Annotated in this window: 23 protein-coding genes; 18 read left to right on the top strand and 5 right to left on the bottom strand. The window is 49.6% G+C overall.

Features of this window, described 5'->3' with window-relative positions; translation table 11 throughout:
* Window positions 1–2 precede the first annotated feature (2 nt).
* The 4 genes from hisG to hisB are packed head-to-tail and all read left to right on the top strand — an operon-like array spanning window position 3 to window position 4,322.
* The gene (hisG, locus tag L1278_RS15025; protein ID WP_188499603.1) at window positions 3–854 is read left to right on the top strand and encodes an ATP phosphoribosyltransferase; all 852 of its coding nucleotides are present in this window, start codon (window positions 3–5) and stop codon (window positions 852–854) included.
* The gene (hisD, locus tag L1278_RS15020) at window positions 854–2,143 is read left to right on the top strand and encodes a histidinol dehydrogenase (protein ID WP_253406015.1); all 1,290 of its coding nucleotides are present in this window, start codon (window positions 854–856) and stop codon (window positions 2,141–2,143) included. Before hisG ends, hisD begins: the two co-directional genes overlap by 1 nt.
* Window positions 2,136–3,182 (top strand): histidinol-phosphate transaminase, encoded by a 1,047-nt coding sequence (gene hisC / locus L1278_RS15015; RefSeq protein WP_253405834.1) that lies wholly within the window; start codon window positions 2,136–2,138, stop codon window positions 3,180–3,182. The genes hisD and hisC overlap by 8 nt, the downstream gene beginning before the upstream one ends.
* A 45-nt stretch (window positions 3,183–3,227) precedes the next feature.
* Complete coding sequence (gene hisB, locus L1278_RS15010) at window positions 3,228–4,322, top strand: bifunctional histidinol-phosphatase/imidazoleglycerol-phosphate dehydratase HisB (RefSeq protein ID WP_253405833.1); 1,095 nt, start codon at window positions 3,228–3,230, stop codon at window positions 4,320–4,322.
* A 75-nt stretch (window positions 4,323–4,397) separates the two neighbouring features.
* Here the strand turns inward: hisB and L1278_RS15005 are convergent, their stop codons facing one another.
* A complete protein-coding gene (locus tag L1278_RS15005) occupies window positions 4,398–4,805 on the bottom strand; it encodes a hypothetical protein (RefSeq protein ID WP_253405832.1) in 408 nt (135 codons plus the stop codon).
* A 286-nt stretch (window positions 4,806–5,091) separates the two neighbouring features.
* Here L1278_RS15005 and L1278_RS15000 point away from each other — a divergent pair, with 286 nt between their 5' ends.
* The 9 genes from L1278_RS15000 to L1278_RS14960 all read left to right on the top strand — a co-directional run bounded on the left by L1278_RS15000 (window position 5,092) and on the right by L1278_RS14960 (window position 13,043).
* A complete protein-coding gene (locus tag L1278_RS15000; protein WP_253405831.1) occupies window positions 5,092–5,298 on the top strand; it encodes a hypothetical protein in 207 nt (68 codons plus the stop codon).
* Between the two features lie 74 nt (window positions 5,299–5,372).
* On the top strand, window positions 5,373–6,782 hold the full coding sequence (locus tag L1278_RS14995) for an anthranilate synthase component I family protein (RefSeq protein ID WP_253406014.1): 1,410 nt from the start codon (window positions 5,373–5,375) through the stop codon (window positions 6,780–6,782).
* Between the two features lies 1 nt (window position 6,783).
* Entirely contained in the window at window positions 6,784–7,347 is a 564-nt protein-coding gene (locus L1278_RS14990) for an aminodeoxychorismate/anthranilate synthase component II (protein ID WP_253405830.1), read from the top strand.
* A gap of 85 nt (window positions 7,348–7,432) precedes the next feature.
* A complete protein-coding gene (trpD, locus tag L1278_RS14985; protein ID WP_253405829.1) occupies window positions 7,433–8,443 on the top strand; it encodes an anthranilate phosphoribosyltransferase in 1,011 nt (336 codons plus the stop codon).
* 29 nt (window positions 8,444–8,472) lie between these two features.
* Window positions 8,473–9,297 carry an indole-3-glycerol phosphate synthase TrpC gene (gene trpC / locus L1278_RS14980; RefSeq protein ID WP_253405827.1) on the top strand — a complete coding sequence of 275 codons (825 nt, stop codon included), beginning with the start codon at window positions 8,473–8,475 and terminating at the stop codon, window positions 9,295–9,297.
* 39 nt (window positions 9,298–9,336) lie between these two features.
* Window positions 9,337–9,978: a phosphoribosylanthranilate isomerase gene (locus L1278_RS14975; protein ID WP_253405825.1), complete on the top strand. Its 642-nt coding sequence runs from the start codon at window positions 9,337–9,339 to the stop codon at window positions 9,976–9,978.
* 89 nt (window positions 9,979–10,067) lie between these two features.
* Complete coding sequence (trpB, locus tag L1278_RS14970) at window positions 10,068–11,258, top strand: tryptophan synthase subunit beta (RefSeq protein ID WP_253405823.1); 1,191 nt, start codon at window positions 10,068–10,070, stop codon at window positions 11,256–11,258.
* Entirely contained in the window at window positions 11,248–12,036 is a 789-nt protein-coding gene (gene trpA / locus L1278_RS14965; protein ID WP_253405821.1) for a tryptophan synthase subunit alpha, read from the top strand. The genes trpB and trpA overlap by 11 nt, the downstream gene beginning before the upstream one ends.
* On the top strand, window positions 12,033–13,043 hold the full coding sequence (locus tag L1278_RS14960) for a bifunctional 3-deoxy-7-phosphoheptulonate synthase/chorismate mutase (protein WP_253405820.1): 1,011 nt from the start codon (window positions 12,033–12,035) through the stop codon (window positions 13,041–13,043). The genes trpA and L1278_RS14960 overlap by 4 nt, the downstream gene beginning before the upstream one ends.
* A gap of 141 nt (window positions 13,044–13,184) precedes the next feature.
* On the opposite strand, the gene L1278_RS14955 is transcribed toward L1278_RS14960, so the two are convergent.
* The gene (locus tag L1278_RS14955; RefSeq protein WP_253405818.1) at window positions 13,185–15,233 is read right to left on the bottom strand and encodes a S9 family peptidase; all 2,049 of its coding nucleotides are present in this window, start codon (window positions 15,231–15,233) and stop codon (window positions 13,185–13,187) included.
* Window positions 15,234–15,668: 435 nt separating this feature from the next.
* Between L1278_RS14955 and hisH the strand changes: the two genes are divergently transcribed.
* From hisH to hisIE, 4 genes are all read left to right on the top strand, one after another.
* Window positions 15,669–16,250: an imidazole glycerol phosphate synthase subunit HisH gene (hisH, locus tag L1278_RS14950; protein ID WP_253405816.1), complete on the top strand. Its 582-nt coding sequence runs from the start codon at window positions 15,669–15,671 to the stop codon at window positions 16,248–16,250.
* On the top strand, window positions 16,247–16,969 hold the full coding sequence (hisA, locus tag L1278_RS14945) for a 1-(5-phosphoribosyl)-5-[(5-phosphoribosylamino)methylideneamino]imidazole-4-carboxamide isomerase (RefSeq protein WP_253405814.1): 723 nt from the start codon (window positions 16,247–16,249) through the stop codon (window positions 16,967–16,969). Before hisH ends, hisA begins: the two co-directional genes overlap by 4 nt.
* Window positions 16,963–17,721: an imidazole glycerol phosphate synthase subunit HisF gene (gene hisF / locus L1278_RS14940; protein WP_253405813.1), complete on the top strand. Its 759-nt coding sequence runs from the start codon at window positions 16,963–16,965 to the stop codon at window positions 17,719–17,721. Before hisA ends, hisF begins: the two co-directional genes overlap by 7 nt.
* Before the next feature lie 117 nt (window positions 17,722–17,838).
* Window positions 17,839–18,444, top strand: a complete 606-nt coding sequence (gene hisIE, locus L1278_RS14935; RefSeq protein WP_253405811.1) for a bifunctional phosphoribosyl-AMP cyclohydrolase/phosphoribosyl-ATP diphosphatase HisIE — start codon at window positions 17,839–17,841, stop codon at window positions 18,442–18,444.
* A gap of 51 nt (window positions 18,445–18,495) precedes the next feature.
* Here hisIE and L1278_RS14930 read toward each other — a convergent pair whose 3' ends face one another.
* The 3 genes from L1278_RS14930 to L1278_RS14920 form a co-directional block, all read right to left on the bottom strand.
* Window positions 18,496–19,095, bottom strand: a complete 600-nt coding sequence (locus L1278_RS14930) for a hypothetical protein (RefSeq protein ID WP_253405809.1) — start codon at window positions 19,093–19,095, stop codon at window positions 18,496–18,498.
* A gap of 65 nt (window positions 19,096–19,160) precedes the next feature.
* Window positions 19,161–20,018, bottom strand: coding sequence for an alpha/beta fold hydrolase (locus L1278_RS14925; protein ID WP_253405806.1), 858 nt, complete (start codon window positions 20,016–20,018; stop codon window positions 19,161–19,163).
* A gap of 24 nt (window positions 20,019–20,042) precedes the next feature.
* Entirely contained in the window at window positions 20,043–20,597 is a 555-nt protein-coding gene (locus tag L1278_RS14920; RefSeq protein ID WP_220627178.1) for a TetR/AcrR family transcriptional regulator, read from the bottom strand.
* A gap of 236 nt (window positions 20,598–20,833) precedes the next feature.
* On the opposite strand from L1278_RS14920, the gene L1278_RS19685 reads away from it, so the two are divergent.
* Complete coding sequence (locus tag L1278_RS19685) at window positions 20,834–22,537, top strand: DUF748 domain-containing protein (RefSeq protein ID WP_253405804.1); 1,704 nt, start codon at window positions 20,834–20,836, stop codon at window positions 22,535–22,537.
* Window positions 22,538–22,540 lie beyond the last annotated feature (3 nt).

Genomic DNA, 22,540 nt, shown 5'->3' with positions numbered 1-22,540 from the left:
ATATGCTACGTTTAGCAATCCAGAAATCCGGTAGGCTGAGTGAAGACTCGCTCAAACTGATCCGTGAGTGCGGTATCTCGTTTATCACCAGCTCACTCAAACTCAAAACCGAATCAACCAACTTCCCGCTCGAAATCCTATACCTGCGTGATGACGATATACCGGGCTATGTGGCCGATGGCGTGGCCGATATAGGTATAGTAGGAGAGAATGTGCTGGTAGAGGAAGGCATGCAGCACCTGGCCGTAGAGCAGCTGGGCTTTTCTAAATGCCGGCTTTCGCTGGCGGTGCCGAAGGGCGACCCATACGAAGACATCAGCGACCTGCAGGGAAAAAATATTGCCACATCCTATCCTAAACTGCTCCAGGCATACCTGGATGAAAAAGGCGTGCAGGCCAACATCCACACCATCAGCGGTTCTGTAGAGATCGCCCCCAGCATCGGGCTGGCAGAAGCAATTTGCGATATCGTGAGTTCGGGCAGTACTCTGATCAGCAATGGGTTGCGCGAGGTGGAGCGTGTGTTCAAGTCACAGGCGGTCCTGATCGCGAACGGCGGCCTGAATGCTGAAAAGCAGGAGATACTGAATAAACTGTTGTTCCGCATCCACGCCGTGCAGCGCGCCCAAAAAGCGAAATATATTCTGCTGAACGCCCCGAACGAGAAGATTGCTGAAATCAGCCAGTTGCTGCCGGGTGCAAAATCACCTTCTATTCTGCCACTGGCCGAAGAGGGTTGGAGCTCACTGCACTCGGTTGTAAATGAAGATGATTTCTGGGAGATCATTGAGAAGCTGAAAGAGGCTGGTGCACAGGGCATATTGGTAGTACCCATTGAAAAGATGATCATATGATGCGCAAAATAGAATATCCGGCCCGAGCAGACTGGCAGGAACTGGCAAAGCGACCCACTCGAAACTATGAAGACCTGGAGGCAGGTATAGCCCAGACCTTCCAACTGGTGCAGGAGCAGGGCGATGCCGCTTTGCTGGAGCTGACGCAAAGGTATGATGGCGTAAAACTGACAAGCTTCTTTGCTACGCAGGAGGAGATTGCAACGGCAGAATCTGAATTGTCCGCCGAACTGAAAGAAGCAATTCTGCAAGCATATAGCAACATACAGCTTTTTCATGCGCAGCAGGCCGAGCAGCCTAAACAGGTGGAGACCATGCCAGGCGTGACGTGCTGGCGCAAGAGCGTGCCGATCGATCGGGTGGGCTTATACATTCCGGGAGGCACGGCACCTTTATTCTCAACTTTACTGATGCTGGGGGTACCTGCCAAACTAGCCGGTTGTCCGGAAGTGCTTTTGTGCACTCCACCTTCCAAAGACGGGAATATACATCCGGCTATACGCTACACAGCCTCGCTGCTAGGTATAGATAAAATTGCCAAGGTGGGCGGTGCACAGGCTATTGCAGCCATGGCCTTCGGTACGGAGTCTATACCTGCGGTGAACAAGATTTTCGGACCGGGTAACCAGTACGTGACTGTAGCAAAGCAGATGCTCAGCAAAACCGGGGTAGCCATCGATTTGCCGGCCGGACCATCCGAAGTGCTGGTAATCGCAGACGACTCGGCCAACCCTGCTTTTGTAGCGGCTGATCTGCTTTCGCAGGCGGAGCACGGTGCTGACTCGCAAGTGGTGCTCTTAACTACTTCTGCCCAACTGCTAAGCAGCGTAGCGCAGGAGCTACAGGCACAACTGGAGATTTTGCCCCGCAAAGAGTTTGCCGCCAAAGCTTTACAAAACAGCTTAGGTATACTGTTTGGAAGCGTAGATGAAATGCTGCGTTTTTCAAACCTGTACGCTCCGGAACACCTAATCCTGTCTATCAACAATTTTGAAGAGGTACTGGACGATATCACAAACGCCGGTTCTGTCTTTCTAGGCAACTATAGTCCGGAATCGGCGGGCGACTACGCCTCTGGCACGAACCATACCCTGCCTACCAACGGCTATGCCCGCGCTTACAGCGGTGTGTCGCTCGACAGCTTTGTGAAGAAGATCACTTTCCAGCACATCACGCCGGCAGGCTTACAGAACATTGGGAAAACGATTGAAGTAATGGCTGCTGCGGAAGGTTTGGAAGCTCACAAAAATGCAGTAAGTATCAGGCTAAAGGAGGTGCAAAATGTTTAACCTGGAGAGAATTGTACGTCCGAACGTACTGAAAATGAAAGCCTACTCCTCCGCACGTGATGAGTTCAAGGGCGCGGCCAGTGTCTTTGTGGATGCCAACGAAAACAACCTGGGTAGCCTGGCCGGAGAAGGATACAACCGTTACCCGGACCCGCATCAGAAAAAGTTGAAAGAGAAGATAGCAGATATAAAAGGCGTGAAGGCATCCCAAATTTTCCTGGGTAACGGCTCTGACGAGGCCATTGATTTGCTGTTCCGGATGGTATGCCGGCCGGGACAGGACAGCATGCTGCACCTGCCGCCAACATACGGCATGTACGAGGTGTCTGCTAACCTGAACGAGGTGCAACTGGACGCTGTGCAGCTGACACCCGACTTTCAGATCCCGGTTTTGGAAGTGCTGCGGCAGGTGAAAGACACGACCAAGCTGATCTTTGTCTGCTCACCCAACAACCCTACCGGCAACCTGATCGAGGCAGAAAGCATCGAAACCCTGCTGGATAATTTTGACGGACTGGTGGTGGTCGACGAAGCCTACATTGACTTTGCCGATGCGCCTAGCTGGTCCACGCGATTAGCCGAGTACCCGAACCTGGTCGTTTTGCAGACATTCTCCAAAGCATGGGGTATGGCGGGTTTGCGGTTAGGTATGGCCTTTGCCTCGGAAGAGATCATCGCGCTACTCGACAAGATTAAGCCGCCTTATAATATAAATGAAGCCACCCAGGAACTGGCGCTGAAAGCACTGGAGCAGACAGAGCAACTGGCCTACATGGTGGAGGAGATCGTGCAGGAAAGGGAGATGCTGACTCAGGCGCTTCCGACGCTGAATGCCGTGGAAAAGGTATACTCTTCGGATGCCAACTTCCTGTTAGTGAAGGTGAAAGAGGCTAATCGTCTCTATACCTATTTACTGGAGCAAGGCATTGTCGTACGCAATCGCTCCGGTCTGCCCGGCTGCGAAGGCTGCCTGCGCATATCCATCGGCACCGTAGACGAAAACCAGCAACTCTTTCAGGCCATTGCTAAATTTAAATAACTGTAGCCGTCAGCATGCTACATGCTACCAGATAGACTAACATTAATGAAAAAAGCATTATTTATAGACCGTGACGGCACCATACTAGTCGAACCGAAAACGGATTTTCAGGTGGACTCTTTCGAAAAATTCGAGTTCCTGCCAAAAGTGATTCGTAACCTGTACAAGATTTACAAAGAGCTGGATTATGAATTGGTCATGGTTACCAACCAGGACGGACTCGGAACAGATTCTTACCCGGAGCATACCTTCTGGCCTTATCAGAATAAAATGCTCGACATCCTAACAGGCGAAGGTATAGCGTTCGCTGACATCCTGATCGACCGAAGCTTTGAACATGAAGGGCTGGAGACCAGAAAACCAGGTATAGGTATGATGAAAAAGTATCTGTCCGGTGAGTATGATCTGGAGAACTCTTATGTGATAGGAGACAGGCTAACGGACGTACAACTAGCCAAAAACCTGGGTGCCAAGGCTATTTTTATCGGTGAAAAATCGGTAGAAGAAGCTGCATTATGCACCAACGATTGGGACGAGATCTATACCTTCCTGAAGCTGCCGGCCCGTCGCGCCACGATCAGGCGCCAAACGAATGAGACGGACATTGCCATTGATCTGAACCTGGATGGTACCGGTAGGATGGACATCCATACCGGCCTTGGCTTTTTTGACCATATGTTGGAGCAGCTCGCAAAGCATGGCAAACTGGACCTGAGCATACAGGTAAAAGGTGACCTGCACATCGACGAGCACCATACCATTGAAGATACCGGATTGGCCCTTGGCGAAGCTTTTCTGGCTGCATTAGGAGACAAGAAAGGTATTAGCCGCTATGGGTTTTTATTGCCGATGGATGATGTGCTGGCGCAGGTAGCCATTGACTTTAGCGGAAGACCCTGGACCGTATGGGAGGCTGAGTTCAAGCGCGAGAAAGTCGGGGACATGCCGACTGAAATGTTCTTCCATTTCTTTAAGTCGTTCAGCGACGCGGCCAAGTGCAACCTCAATGTGAAAGCCGAAGGGCAGAACGAGCACCACAAGATCGAGGCCATCTTCAAGGCATTTGCCAAAGCGATTCAGGTGGCGGTAAAACGCAATCCGGAAGACAACTCTATACCTAGCACGAAAGGGACTTTGTAAAATGACTGGAAATAAAAAGGCTGACTGTAAGTTAACAGTCAGCCTTTTATCTGGTTGTAAGCGGTTGGTTGGATTTTAGCAGGCGCGCAACCAGTCGCTGGCTGCTTCTATATCATCAAAAGTTTGAATAAAGCTTTGGTCTTCTGTGCAGTTGAGCGTCTTGTCAGCGGAAAGGCGACTAAAAGTGCTCGGAGAGTATACCCAGGCAAAACATTCCAGCCCGGCAGCCTGCATCCTCGGGAGCCAGTCCTGGCCCACCCATTTGGAGGCCCCTGACCAGATCCCTTCCACGTTCGTATTGTCGTTCAGCACCTTGGTGCAGTTCGATTCCAGCAGCAGTTCCAGAATTTTCTCGCAGCCAGCTACTACGGTGTCGTAGTTCTGGTAGCCGCGCCAATTTACATATAGCCAGCCCTCCGTGTGGTTAAATTCAATAAGTATATTACTTTGTCTGTGTAAGATTTCGTTTCTAACCAATTTCATAGCACCCTCTCCAATATATCCGGCTTTACCCCAGTTTGCTGGCCTAGGTTCTGTTCTAAACCATTGGCCAGGGTAAATACATACAAGTGGAATTGGTTCTACTCAAAAATCAGACCCAAACAGTGTCCGCCAGCCAGGATGCTCCAAATAGCTGGCAAATAAAGTTTAACCGTAAGGAGCATGGCGGTTGCTTTTACAAAAAATTCCCAAATAAGGAATTTGCTGTCCCAAATCAAGGTACGGGCGATTATACAGGCAGCGTACAGTTTTTTCTAAAAAGTTGAGGATGGATCTGGAGGCATCTGATCAAAAAATATTTTCCAGAGAATTTGTATTCCCCGGTTTAGCCTTTACCTTTGCAACACAGGGGGCCATATTCCCTGTTTTCAAAAAAGCACATGATCCAAAATTTTCTTCATACTGCATGGTGGTGGCACGTTACGCAAAGTCTCGTGAACAGCCCCGCTATGTATATTATGAAGAGATAGTATAGTCTATAGCCAAAGGTATAAAAGCCTGCTGTTCGCCTGAACAGCAGGCTTTTTTGTTTTTAATTCTATTTGAATGATGACAAAGTATAAGATCACGACAACTTATAAGCGGCTTTTGGCCGACACACTTACACCGGTGAGTGTATACCTGAAACTGCGCGACCGTTTCCCAAACAGCATCCTGCTGGAGAGCTCGGATTACCACGGCGCAGAGAACAGCTTCTCTTATATCTGCTGCAGTCCGTTGGCGAGCATCAAAGCCGAAAAAGAAGTTTTGACCGAAGTGTTTCCGGATGGCAGCACCGTAGATACGCCCATCACCAAAGAGCTGAATGTGCCTGCGAGACTGTCTGCTTTTGCCGGCAGATTTGAGCCTGAGCAAAACAACTTCAACTTTATCAGCAATGGTTTGTTTGGCTACATGAACTACGATGCGGTGCGCTATTTTGAAGACATCAAGCTCGATTTGCGCGCCGACTGCCAGCAGATGCCGGACCTGTACTATGCCGTTTACCGCTACATTATTGCCATCAACCACTTCACCAATGAGGCTTTTATTTTCTCGCATTCTTATGGAGAGGAAAAGGAGACAGGTATAGTACAGCTGGAGGCCCTCCTCAACAGCCGCAACATTCCGAGCTATACCTTTAAGTCGATAGGTGAGGAGGCATGTAACATTAGCAGAGAGGCGTTTCTGCAAAATATCAGGCGGGCGAAAGAGCATTGTTTCCGGGGCGATGTGTTTCAGTTGGTATTGTCGCGTCGCTTTGAGCAGGCTTTTCAGGGTGATGACTTTAATGTATACCGGGCCCTCCGCTCTGTTAACCCCTCGCCATACCTGTTCTACTTCGACTACGGCAGCTTCAAGATCTTTGGCTCTTCGCCGGAGGCGCAACTGGTTATCAAAGACGGCAAAGCCAGCATTTTTCCGATAGCAGGTACTTTCCGAAGAACCGGTGATGATGCCGCCGACGCTGCACTGGCCGAAAAACTCCTGGCTGACCCAAAAGAGAATGCCGAGCACGTAATGCTGGTAGACCTGGCACGCAACGACTTGAGCCGCAACGGGCACAGCGTGGAAGTGGAGACTTTCCGGGAAATACAATTCTACTCGCACGTCATTCACCTGGTATCCAAAGTATCGGGGCAGTTGCACAACCAGGAAGACTCGCTGCAAATGGTAGCCAGTACTTTTCCGGCCGGTACACTCTCTGGTGCTCCCAAGTACAAGGCCATGCAACTGATCGACCAGTACGAAACCACTAACCGCTCTTTTTACGGAGGCTGCATCGGCTTCATGGATTTCAACGGCAATTTCAACAGTGCCATTATGATCCGCTCTTTTCTGAGCAAAGACTATAAACTTTTCTACCAGGCCGGTGCAGGTATAGTCGCCGCCTCTGACGAAAACAGCGAATTGCAGGAAGTCGACAACAAACTAATGGCCCTGCGAAAAGCCCTCACCTTAGCACAGGAGATCAACTAATATGAAAGTTCTGTTAATCGACAATTACGATTCGTTCACTTACAACCTTGTGCACCTGTTGCAGGAACTGGGAGCTGAAGTAACCGTGCGTCGCAACGACAAGACAAGCCTGGAGGAAGTGGCGCAATTTGATAAAATCATGCTTTCGCCGGGACCCGGTATACCTGATGAGGCCGGGATGCTCAAGGAAATCATCCGGGAGTTTGGGTCGAGCAAAAGTCTTTTCGGAGTATGTCTAGGGCATCAGGCAATAGGTGAAGTGTACGGCGGTAAGTTATTAAACAGCAATAAGGTATGGCACGGTATAGCAACTCCTGTTGAAGTGATTTGTGAGAAAGAACCGCTTTTCCGAAATCTGCCGAAGCACTTCAACACCGGCCGCTACCACTCCTGGTTGGTGGAGCAAAACCTGCCTGACTGCCTGGTGCCAACGGCAGTAGATAATTCCGGCAATATCATGGCGCTGCGCCACCAAAACTATGATGTGCGTGGCGTGCAATTCCACCCGGAGTCCGTGCTGACAGAGCATGGGCGGGAGATGATCAAGAACTGGCTGGAAAATTAGACATAGGAATAAGTGACAAAGGACTAAACAGCGATTAACAAGATGTCCTTTGTCTTCAATCAAATAATCATTTGTCAAGAGCAACATGAAAGAAATACTGAATCACTTATTTGAACATAAAACCCTGACCCGGGAAGAGGCACGGGAAGTGCTGAAAAACATTGCTACTGGCAGGTATAACCAAAACCAGGTTTCGTGCTTCCTGACGGTATACATGATGCGCAGCATTACGGTGGAGGAACTGGAAGGCTTTCGCAATGCCTTATTGGAGCTTTGCCATCGGGTAGACCTGGATGCTTATGATCCGATTGATCTTTGTGGCACAGGCGGTGATGGCAAGGATACCTTTAACATCTCTACGCTTTCATCCTTTGTGGTAGCGGCAAATGGCATTGCGGTGGCTAAGCACGGCAACTACGGGGTTTCTTCTTCCTGCGGCTCGTCGAACGTGCTGGAGGCGCTAGGTATAAAGTTTACCACCTATACCGACAAACTGGAACGCAGCATCGCCGAGTATAACATCTGTTTTCTGCACGCCCCGCTTTTCCATCCGGCCATGAAAAGTGTCGGGTCCATTCGGAAAGACCTTGGCGTGAAGACTTTTTTCAACATGCTTGGCCCGATGGTGAACCCGGCTTTCCCGAAGAAACAGTTGGTGGGTGTTTTCAGCCTAGAACTGGCCCGCATGTTTGGCTACCTCTACCAACAGCAGCCTGACATCCGATATAGCATCCTCCATACCTTGGACGGTTACGACGAAATCTCCCTGACCAGTCCTTTTAAAGTGATTGCAGATAATAAAGAGCAATTGCTCGATGCCAATGACTTGGGCCTCGGTCGTCTGGAGCACAGTCAGATTAAAGGCGGAGGAGGTATAGCGGAGTCTGCCGACATTTTTCTAAAGGTGCTCAAAGGTGAAGGCACGCCTGCTCAAACTGATGTAGTCGCCGCCAATGCAGGTATGGCCATCAACTGCGCCCGTCCCGAAACGGCTGTACCTGAAGCTGTGCAATTAGCTAAAGAAACACTACAATCCGGCAAGGCTTATACCTTGTTTAACAAAATGATACAGGATACAAAGCTGGTGACAGCCTGATTATTTCAACAACTTCAATTTCGATAACCATGAATATACTCGACCAAATCATCGCCCATAAATACAAAGAAGTAGAAGAACGCAAGGCACTATACCCGGTGAAGCTACTGGAGAAGAGTTTATACTTCGAAACACCTTGCCTATCGCTGGAGCGCTACCTGTTGCGGCCAGACAAGAGTGGCATCATTGCCGAGATCAAGCGAAAGTCTCCTTCCAAAGGCGATATCAACCCGTACGTTTCGGTGGAACGCACTTCCATTGGCTACATGCAGGCAGGAGCATCGGCATTATCTATCCTGACGGACTCACACTATTTCGGGGGCAAGAACGAAGACCTGATGATCGCCCGCAAGTATAATTACTGCCCGATTCTGCGCAAAGACTTTACAGTTGACGAATACCAGATCGTAGAGGCCAAGTCTATCGGAGCCGATGCCATTTTACTGATTGCGGCAGCTTTGGAACCCAACAGACTAAAACAACTGGCCGCTTTTGCCCGCTCTTTTAGACTGGAGGTTTTGCTGGAGGTGCATTCTCATCAGGAACTGGAAGCGTCGCTTTGTGAGAACGTGACAATCGTGGGAGTGAACAACCGCAACCTCCAGACTTTCCAGACCGATGTTGCCTTGTCCCTGGAGCTGGCGCAGCACATTCCGGCAGGTATGACCAAGGTGTCGGAGAGCGGATTGAAATCACCTGAGACATTGGTGGAGCTGCAGCAGGTGGGTTATAATGGCTTCCTGATCGGGGAGGCCTTTATGACAGACGGTCGTCCGGAGCGTGCCGCTGCTGAGTTCATCCGGGAGCTGCGCCAACTGCAACAGCGCGATTCGCTTGTGCAGGCGCAGTCGTAAACTCAAATTACACATAACACTATTCAAACGATCGGCAGAATGAAAGACCTGAAAATAAAAGTTTGCGGTATGCACGACCCGGAAAACATCCGGCAGGTCGCTGCACTACAACCCGACTACATGGGCTTTATCTTTTATAAAGGCTCCAAGCGCTACTGCGAAGGCCATATCACCCCGGAACTCTTAGCTGAGCTTCCGGCAGGTATAAACAAAGTGGGTGTTTTCGTGAATGAAACTACAGAAGATATACTGGCTACCGTAGAGAAATATGGACTGGATCTGGTGCAACTACATGGCCATGAAACCCCGGGGCAATGCCGGGAATTGCAGGAGACAGGTATACGCCTGATCAAGGCCTTTTCGGTAGATGATCGTTTTTCCTTCGAGAACACCTTGCTCTACGAACGTTACTGCGAGTTCTTTCTTTTCGACACGCGTGGCAACAACTTTGGCGGCAACGGTACGGTCTTCGATTGGGAAATGCTCAAAGGCTACTTCTCACCTATACCTTACTTCCTGAGCGGGGGTCTGAATCTGGAAAACCTGCAGAGCAAAGAGTTTGAAAAGCTACGGCCAAAGCCCTTTGCCATTGACGTGAACAGTGGTTTTGAGCTAGAGCCGGGGCTTAAGGATGTGGAAAAGCTGAAAGAGCTAGTCACATTGATAAAGGAAAGAGACTAAATTAACTGTCATCTCGACGACAGGAGCGATCCAGATCCAAAGCTATCAGATTTCTCCCGCTGTCCGAAATGATAAAATAAAAATATCACATGAAATATTCAGTAGACGATAACGGATTTTACGGCAGGTTTGGCGGGGCTTATGTTCCCGAAATGCTATACCCCAATGTGGAGGAACTGCGGCAGAATTACCTGAACATCATGGCCGAGCCGGATTTTCAGGAGGAAATGCAGAGTTTGCTCCGGGATTATGTGGGTCGCCCGACGCCATTATACTTTGCCAAACGCCTTTCCGAAAAATATAACACGAACATCTACCTGAAGCGGGAGGACCTGAACCATACCGGTGCACACAAGATCAACAACACCATTGGGCAGATCCTGTTGGCTAAGCGGCTGGGCAAAACCCGCATCATAGCCGAGACAGGTGCCGGTCAGCATGGCGTGGCCACGGCTACGGTTTGTGCGCTCATGAACCTCGAGTGCATCGTGTATATGGGTGAAGTAGATATTGAACGTCAGGCGCCTAATGTGGCTCGTATGAAAATGTTAAGTGCTACCGTAGTGCCCGCCACCAGCGGCAGCCGCACGCTTAAAGATGCGACCAACGAAGCTATCCGCGACTGGATCAACAACCCGGAAGACACCTATTACATTATAGGTTCTGTGGTAGGTCCGCACCCGTACCCGGACATGGTGGCGCGTTTTCAGTCAGTGATTTCAGAAGAAATGAAAGCGCAGTTGCTGGAGAAAACAGGCAACGAGAATCCGGATTATGTCGTGGCCTGTGTGGGCGGCGGCAGCAACGCGGCCGGTGCTTTTTACCATTACCTCGACAGGCCTGAAGTAAAGCTGGTCGCCGTGGAAGCCGCTGGCTTAGGTATAGACTCCGGTGAGTCCGCTGCTACCTCGGTGCTAGGCAAAGAGGGTATCATTCACGGCAGCCGCACTTTACTAATGCAAACCCAAGACGGGCAGGTGACAGAGCCTTATTCCATTTCCGCAGGCCTGGACTACCCGGGTGTGGGACCGCTGCATGCGCATCTGCATAAGTCAGGCCGTGCGATTTTTGAGAGCATCACCGACGAGGAAGCACTGCAGGCCGTGCTGGAACTGACCCGTCTGGAAGGCATCATACCTGCGCTGGAAACAGCACACGCTTTGGCAGCAATCGGCAGACTGGGCGCGAAGCCAGATGAAGTGGTGGTAATCAACCTTTCAGGGCGCGGCGACAAAGATTTGGCAACTTACTTAAACAGATTCAATTTCGATGACAAATAGAGTTCAGCAACTATATGCCCAAAAGCCAAAAGGCTTGCTTTCAGTCTACTTCACGGCCGGCTTCCCTAATTTAGAAGATACGGTGCCAATTATACTGGAATTGGAGAAAAACGGGGTAGACCTGATCGAGATCGGTATGCCTTTCTCGGACCCGCTGGCTGACGGCCCGACTATACAGCAAAGCTCCGAAGTAGCGATCCGAAACGGCATGACTATACCTAAGTTATTTGCACAACTACAGGATATCCGGCAGCATACCCAGATACCGCTGGTGCTGATGGGCTACCTGAACCCGGTGATGCAGTATGGCGTGGAGCGCTTTCTGCAGAAAGCCAGCGAACTAGGTATAGACGGATTGATTTTGCCGGACCTGCCACTTTCGGACTATGTGCGGGAGTACAAGGTGGTGTTCGAGAGGTATAAGCTCAGCAACATTTTCCTGATCACACCGCAGACGCCGGAGCGTCGCATCCGTGAAATCGACACCCACACCAATGGTTTTATTTATATGGTATCGTCGGCTTCGGTGACGGGTGGTACTTCGGGGCAGTCGGTGGTTAACACTACTTATTTTGAGCGGGTGAAAGGGATGGGCTTACGCAATCCGGGCATCATCGGATTTGGTATACACAACCAGGAAACATTTGCTCAAGCCTGCCACCATGCCAGCGGCGCTATAATTGGCAGTGCCTTTATCAAGGCATTGGCCAAAGAAGGCAGCCTCAGCGAAAACATCAGGACATTTATTCAGAGCATCAGACAGAAAGAAACAGCATGATCATACAATTGCAACAGGGTATACCTGCCGAACTACTGGAAGCTATACTGCAGGAAGTGAATGGTATCGGCTTTAAGGCCAACGAAGTAAAAACACAGGAAGCGCACTACATTGTCGGTATCGGTAAGAAAGATTTTGACATCCGCACGCTGGGGCAGTTGCCGGGTGTGGCGGACATTCACCGCGTGTCAGACGAGTACAAACTGATCTCCCGCAAGTGGCGCGTCAATCCTACGCTAATCGACTTAGGCGATGGCGTAGTGATCGGAGAGGGCAACTTCAGCATCATGGCTGGTCCGTGCTCTATTGAGAGTGAGCGGCAGATTGAGTTGGTAGTGGAGCACCTGAAAGCCAACAACGTGAAGATCATGCGGGGCGGCGTGTTCAAGCCGCGCAGTTCTCCTTATGCTTTCAGAGGTATGGGGCTGGAAGGCTTGCGCATGTTCCACGAACTTTGCAGCCAGAACGGCATCAAAATCATCACCGAAGTCATGCAGGTATCGCAGATAGAAGACATGGTAGACTTTGTGGATGTGTTTCAGGTAGGTGCCCGTAACAGTCAGAACTTCAATTTGCTGGACGCACTGGGTGAAGCACAGAAACCCGTGTTGCTGAAGCGGGGCATCTCCGGAACGATAGAAGAGTTGCTGCAAGCTGCTGAGTACATCTTTTCCAACGGCAATGAAAAGATCATGCTGTGCGAGCGCGGTATACGCTCCTACGAAAACTCCTACCGTAATGTGCTGGACCTGAACGCTGTGCCGGTGCTCAAAGCCAAAACTCACTTGCCGGTAATTGTGGACCCATCACACGGCATCGGCCTGCGCGACCATGTGGAACCGATGTCGTTGGCTGCTGTAATGGCTGGAGCCGACGGCGTGATCTACGAAACGCATCAGAAACCGGAGGAAGCTTTCTCAGATGGACAGCAGACGGTGAATTTTCAGGAATCGGAGCGTTTGATTAAGCGGATGCGGCAGGCGTATGAGTTGCGGGAAAGTTTTTAGATTAGTATATAAAAGTCCCCATTTGAAGTGAGAGGTGGATGTTAATTCATACAGGAGCCAACACCCCTGTAGTCCCCTCAAGGGTCAGTCTCCATATAAGCACAAAAAAGCCCGGTACTGAATGGTACCGGGCTTTCTGTTTTAGTTTGCTTTTTTCTCAAGCGTTTCATCTAACCATTTGAAGAACTCACGCTGCCACACCATGGCATTCTGCGGCTGCAGTACCCAGTGATTTTCGTCAGGCAGGTATAGCAAGCGGCTCTTGATGCCTTTGAGTTGCGCTAGCTGGAAAGCCTGCAAACCCTGCTCTATGCCTACACGGAAGTCCTGACCGCCCTGTACAATCAAAATCGGCGTATCCCACTTGTTTGCTAGCTCGATCGGGTTGTACTCCTTGTAGCTTTGAGGTGATTTGGTCTCCCAATAAGGACCCTTTAATTCATTGTTGGCGAAGAACATCTCCTCGGTAGTACCATACCAGCTTCGCATGTCGAACAGGCCATCGTGCGCAATAAAGGTTTTGAAACGACCTTCGTGAAGACCGGCCAGCATAAACACGGAATAACCGCCGTAGCTCGCACCAATCGCACCCAATCGGTCTTTATCTACATAAGATTCTTTTGCCACATCATCGATAGCAGACAGGTAGTCTCGGATAGGTTGACCACCCCAGTCACCACTGATCTGTCGGTTCCACTCATCCCCATGGCCCGGCATACCGCGACGGTTTGGTGCCACCACGATGTAACCCTGAGCCGCGATCAGCTGCAGGTTCCAGCGGTAAGAGTAAAACTGTGTGAGAGCCGACTGCGGTCCGCCCTGGCAATAAAGTAGTGTTGGGTATTTCTTGTTCGGATCGAAGTCCGGTGGGTATACCACCCATGAGAAGAGGTCTTTGCCATCGCTGGCTTTGATCGTGCGTGGCTCCACTTTGCTCTTCGCCAGCTTGCCGTATACCTCGTCATTCACTGTGGTCAGCTGCGTCAGCTTGCCTGACTTGGTTTCCAGGCGGTATAGTTCCGGAGCACGGTTCATGTCGTTACGCGACACGATCAGGTTATTGCCAGTCTGCCCCACGATACCGTTCACATCGAACTGTCCTTTCGTTACCTGGCGTATACCTTTAGTAGTGAATTTGTCGAGGTTCTTAGTGAGCGCGATCTCATATACCTGTATCGTGCCTTTGGTTGGGGCCACAAACCAGATCTTGTTGCCATCATTGCTCCACTCAAATCCGTTGATCGTCTCGTCCCAGTCTTTGGTCAGGTTGTGCTTTTTGCCTGACTTAGTGTCCAGCACGATTAGCTCGTTCTGGTCGGCTTCGTTTCCGTCTTCGTCCATGGCCAGCCAGACCAGTTTAGAACCATCAGCGCTGTAAATAGGGTGGGTGTCGTAGCCATGGTTACTCTCGGTGAGGTTAGTCGTCTTGCCGCTGGCGATGTCGTAGTGGTAGATGTCTGTGTTGGTGCTTACGGCATACGCTTTACCGAACTTTTTCTTGCTCACGTAAAGAATAGCCTTGCTGTCCGGGCTCCAGATCACGTCTTCTTTGCCCCCGAAAGGCATTTGTGGCGCATCGAATGGTTCTCCCTTCATCAGGTCGACTGGCGTACCTAGCTGGCCGTTGTAGTAGCTGGCGAAGAAGATGTGCTGAAATTTACCGTCTTCCCAGGTATCCCAGTGACGGTAGTTCAGGTCGTCGTATACATAGGCATCCGATTTCTTTAGTTCCGGGTAGATGTCGGTACTGTGCATCTTTTTCACTTCCACTTCACGGGAGAAGAGCAGGTGTTTTCCGTCCGGCGAGAAACGCACGTTGCTCAGTCGACCTTCCACGTTGGTCAGTTGTTTTGGCTCGCCCTTGCCACCTGCTAACTGCCACAATTGGCCTTTGTGCAGGTATACGATGTTGCCGGTAGCCTTGTCGATGTGCACCACGCTTTCACCGCCTTTGGTCGAAGTCAGCTGGGTTGGTTGTCCGCCCGTAACAGGTATAGCATAGAGGTTGCGCTCGGTGTTGTTTTCCTCCACATTGGGGTAGCTGATGCCATAGATCACAGATTTACCGTCGGGAGTTATGGTTTCTGCAGAAACCCGACCCAGCTTCCAAAGCAGTTCCGGGCTCATGCGCTGTTGTGCATGCGCCATTGTCACGGCAAACACACCAGCCAGTATCATTATCTTTTTCATACTTCAAAAATACCCAAAACCTGACATTCTGAAAAGGTAATTGAGCTTGCCAAGAAAAAAGAATCAGGTATAATCATGGTATTACGTTGGGCGTACCCTATATTTGTAGCAATGAAAGGCACACTGGCACATCTGCACCATCATGCACGAAACAAAAGTTTCGGAGCCGCTAGCCTATGGATTTGATTTAATGTATTAAATACATATTTCCAAAAGCCTGACTCCGAAACGAGTCAGGCTTTTTTTGTTTATCTGAATCAAGATTTAAGAATTGACAGGATTGGAGTTGCTTAAAAACTTTTAGGAGTTCTCTCTGTTTCGTTTTGCGAACATTTTTGAAACGTAAACTGAATCAAGCCTAAGGTTGCAGACGCTTTAAACACGTTCTATTTTATCTATTATTCATTAGTCACTAATTTATTAGTCATCAAATAAATGAACCTCGTTATAGTTGATTACAAAGCTGGTAATGTGCAGTCGGTGCTGTTTGCACTGGAGCGGCTGGGGGTGCAGGCTACGCTAAGTTCTGATTTTGAAACGATCAAGGCGGCAGATAAGGTGATCTTTCCGGGAGTGGGAGAGGCTTCATCGGCCATGGCGCAGCTGCGGGTCCGCAATCTGGATAAGTTACTGCCAACACTCGAGCAGCCCTTTTTCGGGGTGTGTTTGGGTATGCAGTTGCTCTGCGATCATTCTGAAGAGGGCGATACGGACATGTTGGGCATCATCCCTTTGCCTGTCAAGCGATTTCAAACAGACCTGAAAGTGCCGCACATGGGCTGGAACCAGCTGGAGAAGCTGCAATCGCCTTTATTTACAGGTATAGCCGAAGGGGAATACGCCTATTATGTACATAGCTTTTATGTACCGCTGAGTAAGTATACCATTGCCCAGACTTCTTATCCGGAGCCCTTCTCGGCTGCCTTACAATATAAAAACTTCTACGCCGCGCAGTTTCACCCTGAAAAAAGCGGTCCTGCCGGTTCACAGATCATCAAAAACTTCCTTGCCTTATGATGGAGATTATACCTGCCATTGACCTGATCGGTGGTCAATGCGTGCGCCTCACCGAGGGTGACTTCGACCAGCAAACTACCTACGACAGCAACCCGCTGGAAGTAGCCAAACGCTTTGAAGCCAGTGGTATCAAGCGCCTGCACCTGGTGGACCTCGACGGCGCCCGAGCCCGCAAACCGGTAAACTTAAATGTTCTCGAAAGCATTGCCGCCAACACCAACCTTGTTATCGACTTTGGCGGTGGTTTGCAGTCAGACGAGGCGGTGAATCAGGCTTTTAATGCGGGTGCTGCGCAGATCACAGCCGGAAGCATAGCGGTACGTGAGCCGGAGAAGGTAAAAAACTGGCTCCTGCAGTATGGCGCAGACAAGATCATCATCGGAGCGGATTTTAAAGGCACCAACATCGCTATCAGTGCCTGGACCGAAGAAAGCAAATACCCGCTGCAGGATTTTATGTCAGGTTACCTGAAAACCGGTGCCAAACTGTTCATCTGCACTGACGTGAGCAAAGACGGCAAGCTGCAGGGACCATCCACCAACACCTACCGTCACCTGAAACTCACCTTGCCCGATGCCCAGGTGATTGCCAGTGGTGGCGTCACGACCGTGCAGGATCTAGAAGATTTACAGGAGATTGGCGTAACTGGTGCCATTATTGGCAAAGCGATCTACGAAGGAACAATCACATTAAAGGACTTAGCGCGATTTTTATGTTAACCAAACGCATTATACCTTGTCTTGATATCAAGAATGGTCGCACCGTAAAGGGTGTCCGTTTTGAGAACATCCGTGATGCCGGCGACCCGGTAGAACTGGCCAAGTGGTATGCAGAACAGGGTGCAGACGAACTGGTGTTTCTGGATATCACCGCCACCAACGAAGAGCGCAAGACCTTTGCAGAACTCGTGCGCGATATTGCCCGCCACATCGATATACCTTTCACAGTGGGTGGCGGCATCAGTGCTGTGGCTGATGTGGAGGTGCTTCTAATGGCCGGTGCTGATAAAGTGTCGATCAACTCCGCTGCCATACGCAACCCGCAACTGGTGGAGGATTTGACACTTCGCTTTGGCAGCCAGTGCGTAACCATGGCTATCGACACCAAGTATACCGAAGCCACAGGTTGGAAGGTATACGCCCGTGCCGGAACCGTAGAAACCGAACATGCCACCGTGGATTGGGCCAGACGAGTGGTAGACTTAGGAGCGGGCGAGATCCTGCTCACCAGCATGAATAACGATGGAACCAAAGCCGGTTTTGCACTCGACATCACAAAGGCCGTTTCAGAAGCTGTTTCCGTGCCTGTTATCGCCTCAGGAGGCGCCGGCACCATGCAGCATTTCGCCGACGCATTCCAGATAGCCCATGCCGATGCTGCCCTCGCCGCCAGTCTTTTCCACTTCCGTGAACTAGGTATACCTGATCTGAAGCGGTTTCTTAAAGCCGAAGGCATAGCGGTGAGAGTGTGATTTTTGATTGAGTGATGGAGTGGATGAGTGAATGGTTAAAAGAACCTTTGTAGGGACAGGTCGTGACCTGTTGGAATCGTGCACCAAATAACAATTTAACAATCTTAAAATTACCCTATGTTAGATTTCGATAAAATGGACGGCCTAATACCTGCCGTTATACAGGATGCTGAGTCGTGCCAGGTGCTGATGCTGGGCTACATGAACCAGGAGGCATTTGATAAGACGCAAAAAGAGGGGCTGGTAACGTTTTTCTCCCGCTCGAAAAACCGCCTCTGGACCAAGGGTGAAACTTCCGGCCATACTTTAACGGTGGTTAATATAGCCGAAGATTGCGACAACGACTCGCTCTTAATCAAAGTAAATCCCAACGGACCAACCTGCCATACCGGTGATACTAGTTGCTTTGGGGAAGATGCATCCGCTAAACGCATGGCGGCTATCCAGTTTATTGCCAGACTCGAAGAGGTGATTCAGCAACGCAAAGCGAACCCGACGGAAGCATCCTATACCAATTTCCTTTTTGATAAAGGCGTGAACAAGATTGCCCAGAAAGTAGGGGAAGAGGCTGTGGAAACCGTGATCGACGCCGTGGCCGGCAAACTGGACACCATGAAAGGGGAGGCTGCCGATCTACTCTACCACTTACTGGTGCTGCTGGCAGCTACCGGACTGGAGTTAGCCGATGTGGTGGCTGTGCTGCAGGAACGTCATAAAAAATAAAAACCAGTCGCGTTTGCGGCTGGTTTATACCTTATAGAGAAGCAAATTTGTTTAGTGAGCGTTTACCAATTTCAGGTTATTGAAACTGCCTTTTAAGTTAATGTTGCACTTGCGGGGTTTAGTCGGGTTGCTCTCGTAAGAGGTAGGATCTGTCACATTGCTGATCATCACTTCAAAACTGCCGCTCGCCAGGCCAGTCGTGGCATTGTATGCCGTGATCTCAATCATGCCTTCCATCCGGTTACCACTGCTGAACAAAGCGCTTTTGCTTGTCTTGTTGTAGTAGTGGTAGTAGGTAATATCGGCACGTCCCTTTTTGTTGTTGGAAAGCGAACGGATTGGATAGGTGCCGATATAGCCATTCAAAAGATCCGCTTGCTTAATATTAAATACCACGGCATCATTGCCAGTCGGACGGGACGGCGCAAAATCTAACTGTAGTTTTTCTTCATCCGACAAGAGTTGCATTTCCCTCAGGCTAAGGCTGTAGACTGCTTTTTCTTCCTCCTCAGATTCCAGATAATTAAATGTCCTTTCCATGGTAGCCTCCACTTTAGGTACGATCGTGGTGCTCTCATCATCTTTCTGGTCACATGAAAATGTAAAAAATGCAATGACTAAAAGCCATGTTGAAGGTATGATCTTTTTCATAGTTTTAATTTGACTATAAAGGTATGAAAAAGAATACTATATCTGCAATAAATATTACATATTCTTTATATAAAATGTTTAATCATATCAGTGATTTCTCCTCCTTTTTCCTCCTGCACAAAGTGACCGGCCTCTAAACGCTTTACTTCCGCTTCCGGAAATGCTTGTTGCCATTTATCAAGTAGATGCAGCGGTAGAAGATTGTCTTTCTCTCCCCAAAGAATCAGTTTAGGTATAGCACGAAGCTTTTCACGCTGCTTCCAAAGGCTGGCAAACCACGGCCCAGCCTCCTTCAGCGCAACGGCAAAGTGCCAGGTTCCAATACGGTTACGACTGTTGTTGAGCGGTTTCAGATAATGATGGTGCACGTCTTTGCTGAGGTGACGTTTCTGGTGGTATCCTTTAGGCAGGAGCATGCGCGCCGAAAAGCCCAGGTTCAGGTATAGGAACTGCCCGACGCTTCCATTGAGAAAACCACTGATTTTCATCATCTGCTTTTCGTTTTCCAGCGACCACATCCAGGTATTTAAAATAACCAGACGCTTGACATTTTCCGGATGCCTGAGGGCGTAATTTAGACCGATTGGACCGCCAAAATCGTGTACCACCAAGGTAATGTCTTTCAGTTGAAGCTGATCGATCAGTTGCTCCAGGTTCTGTGCGTGTGCTTCGGGGGTATAGGAAAAGTCCACTGGTTTGTCGGACAGTCCAAAACCCAGATGGTCGGGGGCTATGCAGCGGTGGGTTCGGCTTAGCGCCTTGATCTGCTGTCGCCAGACAAACGACCAGGTAGGCGTACCGTGCACAAACACGATGGGTTCGCCCTGCCCTTCATCCACGTAATGCATCTGACCGGTTTGTAGCTGCACCGTATGGTGCGTAAAAGGGTACAGAATGCGGTCAAGCCAGTTAGGTGATTTCATATTGTTCTTTAAATCAATCAACAATCACTTCTTGTACTTCATAATCAGGAGGGAGGCCACGTCATCGATGGGGTAGTTGTCGTAGAGCAGAAAATGGCTTGCCATACCGTCGATGGAGGCGAAGAGGAGTTTGGCTTCGAGGTCAGGGAAAGGGATGCCTGCCTCGATCAGGTTTTGCCGGATGCGGTCTTCGATGTAGGCTGTTTGCTCTTGCATGCCGTCCATCAATTTCCTGACTACTTCAGACTGTATCCGGATGCCGTGCAGCAGCTTCCAGAAATCCTGTTTCTCCTTCAGTAGCTTCACAGTTTGCCGGATATGTTGCTCTATACCTGAGCCACCTTGTTCAGGCGTTTGTACAAAGGAGGCGTGTATGTCTTCCACACTGCGCCGAAAGATCTCTTCCAGCAACTCGTCTTTGCTTTTGAAATAATTGTAGAGCAGGCCGAGTGACATGCCTGCTTGGCTGGCGATGTTGCGGATCGAAGTCGCTTCATAACCCTTCGATGCGAATAGCCCTAAGGCTACCTCAACCAATTTATTAATGCTGTATTCTCTTTTTTCCTGAAACCGGGGCATTTTATCCTGAACATTTGCTCAAATATACAATGATTGAACGTTCGTTCATAATTAAAGTTGTGCATTTAGTTGGTTTGATCTATCCATAACGACAATTCCTGGTGCTCGCGTATTCACAGACTCCATATTTACATCACTCGTCTTCCGTAGTTGCTGTATTCAAAAACATAAGCCAAGCGGAAAGGTGGTGAACACATCATGCCTGTGTTCGTATTCAACTGAAACTAATCCGAAACGTGGAAATAAAAACGCTCTTCCGTAAATGGTGGGTATGGCTACTCCTCATTCTTGCGCTATTCTTCATCCTCATTGGCTTTATCACATCACTATATTTTAACCCCTGGCTACAGGAAGAACTGGAGTCGCGGGTAAAAACAGAATCGAACGGGCTCTATACCTTAAACCTGCATGGCCTCGATTCGTCATTACTAAGCGGACGCATCACAGCGGACTCCATCCAACTAGTGCCTGAATTTGAGTTATGGGATAGGCGCCACGAAGCCAATCAGCGCGACACTATAGAAGTAAAGGCGCCCCGCACCCTGATCGATCTCAATACAAACAGACTGGTATTGGCAGGTATAAACTTCCTTGGGATTTTGCGCGGAAAACCACTTGACCTGAGCAGGCTTCGGGTAACTAAACCAGATATTCTGATCACAGTAATGCGCCAGGATACTACTGAAAGTCATGAACCGCTGCACAAAGCCGTAGATGGGATCATGAAAAACCTGCAGATCGGGAGCATCGAAGTAACGGAGGCCTCACTGCGTATACGGGAAGGACGGGATGCGAAATCAGATCGGATCGTACTCGAAGATCTAATGATGACAGTGAAAGACTTCAACCTCGACAGCATCGCCTTACAGGATGAAGAACGCGCTTACTACGCCCGCCGCATTGCCATGGAATCGGGAAAAGCCGAATTCACGCTGCCAGAAGGCACTTACAAACTTCAGGTAACAGCGCTTAAAGCCAATACGGAAGACGGGACGCTCAACATCGGCAACCTGAAACTGATTCCGCTATTGGAGAACGCAGCCCTCGCACGTTTAAAAGGGAAAGCCGTTTCGACGATTCGACTGGAGGTGCCGGAAATAAACCTGAGTGGCGTAGATTACAAAGTGCATTCCAGATACAATAACCTGGCAGCCAAAAATATAGTGATCAAAAATCCATCTTTGAGCGCGTACATGGACAGGAAGAATTTTGCAGTGAAGGGAAATAAATCACTCCCGCACGACATTATTCAAGAGCTAAAGACAGGGTTGACCATCCAAAAGATAGAGGTGCAGGGGATGCACATCCGTTACGAAGAGCTTGCGGAGGAGGCGACAGAGAAAGGCATCATTACCTTTGAAAACCTTTACGCAACGATCAGCAACGTGACCAACGATAAAAACCGGATGTCCGCCAAGACTCCGGCTGTGGTGGAGGCAAAAACGGAGGTATACGGAAAAGCACCACTTTCCGTCACCATCAGGCTGAACTTATTGGATCCGGATGGCTACCATACCATACAGGGCACAGCCGGGCCCACCGATCCGGCGGTGCTTAATCCGATTTTGGAGCCGACTACGTTTATCAGCGTGAAAGAGGGCAGTCTGCAGAAAAGTGATTTTAAGATGGAACTGTACCGCAACAAAGCCAGCGGCAACCTCAATGTGCGTTATCAGAATTTTAAAGTGGATGTGCTGACAAAGGACGAAGATAAGCGCCAATCATTTGCCAAAAAGCTTCTTTCTAAAGTGGCTAATAAAATTGTGATCAAGTCCGATAACCCGGAAGTAGGGGAAGCACTTCGTGCTGGTAATATTGACGTGGTGCGCGCCAGAAACCGTTCCGTTTTCAACTACTGGAAAGACTGCCTGGTCAGTGGTTTCCGAACTGCGGCAGGCATCGAAGGTATAGGCGCTGACCTTAAAGACCCCAACAGATAATAC

Source organism: Pontibacter sp. HSC-36F09, from assembly GCF_024171605.1.
GTDB lineage: Bacteria > Bacteroidota > Bacteroidia > Cytophagales > Hymenobacteraceae > Pontibacter.
The sequence above is the reverse complement of the archived record's forward strand: the minus strand, read 5'-3'. Positions and strand labels throughout refer to the sequence as shown.

Excerpts from the sequence above, each read along its gene's own strand:
- hisG (WP_188499603.1), top strand. The coding sequence starts at position 3 with ATGCTACGTTTAGCAATCCAGAAATCCGGTAGGCTGAGTGAAGACTCG.
- hisD (WP_253406015.1), top strand. The coding sequence starts at position 854 with ATGCGCAAAATAGAATATCCGGCCCGAGCAGACTGGCAGGAACTGGCA.
- hisC (WP_253405834.1), top strand. The coding sequence starts at position 2,136 with ATGTTTAACCTGGAGAGAATTGTACGTCCGAACGTACTGAAAATGAAA.
- hisB (WP_253405833.1), top strand. The coding sequence starts at position 3,228 with ATGAAAAAAGCATTATTTATAGACCGTGACGGCACCATACTAGTCGAA.
- L1278_RS15005 (WP_253405832.1), bottom strand. The coding sequence starts at position 4,805 with ATGAAATTGGTTAGAAACGAAATCTTACACAGACAAAGTAATATACTT.
- L1278_RS15000 (WP_253405831.1), top strand. The coding sequence starts at position 5,092 with ATGGATCTGGAGGCATCTGATCAAAAAATATTTTCCAGAGAATTTGTA.
- L1278_RS14995 (WP_253406014.1), top strand. The coding sequence starts at position 5,373 with ATGACAAAGTATAAGATCACGACAACTTATAAGCGGCTTTTGGCCGAC.
- L1278_RS14990 (WP_253405830.1), top strand. The coding sequence starts at position 6,784 with ATGAAAGTTCTGTTAATCGACAATTACGATTCGTTCACTTACAACCTT.
- trpD (WP_253405829.1), top strand. The coding sequence starts at position 7,433 with ATGAAAGAAATACTGAATCACTTATTTGAACATAAAACCCTGACCCGG.
- trpC (WP_253405827.1), top strand. The coding sequence starts at position 8,473 with ATGAATATACTCGACCAAATCATCGCCCATAAATACAAAGAAGTAGAA.
- L1278_RS14975 (WP_253405825.1), top strand. The coding sequence starts at position 9,337 with ATGAAAGACCTGAAAATAAAAGTTTGCGGTATGCACGACCCGGAAAAC.
- trpB (WP_253405823.1), top strand. The coding sequence starts at position 10,068 with ATGAAATATTCAGTAGACGATAACGGATTTTACGGCAGGTTTGGCGGG.
- trpA (WP_253405821.1), top strand. The coding sequence starts at position 11,248 with ATGACAAATAGAGTTCAGCAACTATATGCCCAAAAGCCAAAAGGCTTG.
- L1278_RS14960 (WP_253405820.1), top strand. The coding sequence starts at position 12,033 with ATGATCATACAATTGCAACAGGGTATACCTGCCGAACTACTGGAAGCT.
- L1278_RS14955 (WP_253405818.1), bottom strand. The coding sequence starts at position 15,233 with ATGAAAAAGATAATGATACTGGCTGGTGTGTTTGCCGTGACAATGGCG.
- hisH (WP_253405816.1), top strand. The coding sequence starts at position 15,669 with ATGAACCTCGTTATAGTTGATTACAAAGCTGGTAATGTGCAGTCGGTG.
- hisA (WP_253405814.1), top strand. The coding sequence starts at position 16,247 with ATGATGGAGATTATACCTGCCATTGACCTGATCGGTGGTCAATGCGTG.
- hisF (WP_253405813.1), top strand. The coding sequence starts at position 16,963 with ATGTTAACCAAACGCATTATACCTTGTCTTGATATCAAGAATGGTCGC.
- hisIE (WP_253405811.1), top strand. The coding sequence starts at position 17,839 with ATGTTAGATTTCGATAAAATGGACGGCCTAATACCTGCCGTTATACAG.
- L1278_RS14930 (WP_253405809.1), bottom strand. The coding sequence starts at position 19,095 with ATGAAAAAGATCATACCTTCAACATGGCTTTTAGTCATTGCATTTTTT.
- L1278_RS14925 (WP_253405806.1), bottom strand. The coding sequence starts at position 20,018 with ATGAAATCACCTAACTGGCTTGACCGCATTCTGTACCCTTTTACGCAC.
- L1278_RS14920 (WP_220627178.1), bottom strand. The coding sequence starts at position 20,597 with ATGCCCCGGTTTCAGGAAAAAAGAGAATACAGCATTAATAAATTGGTT.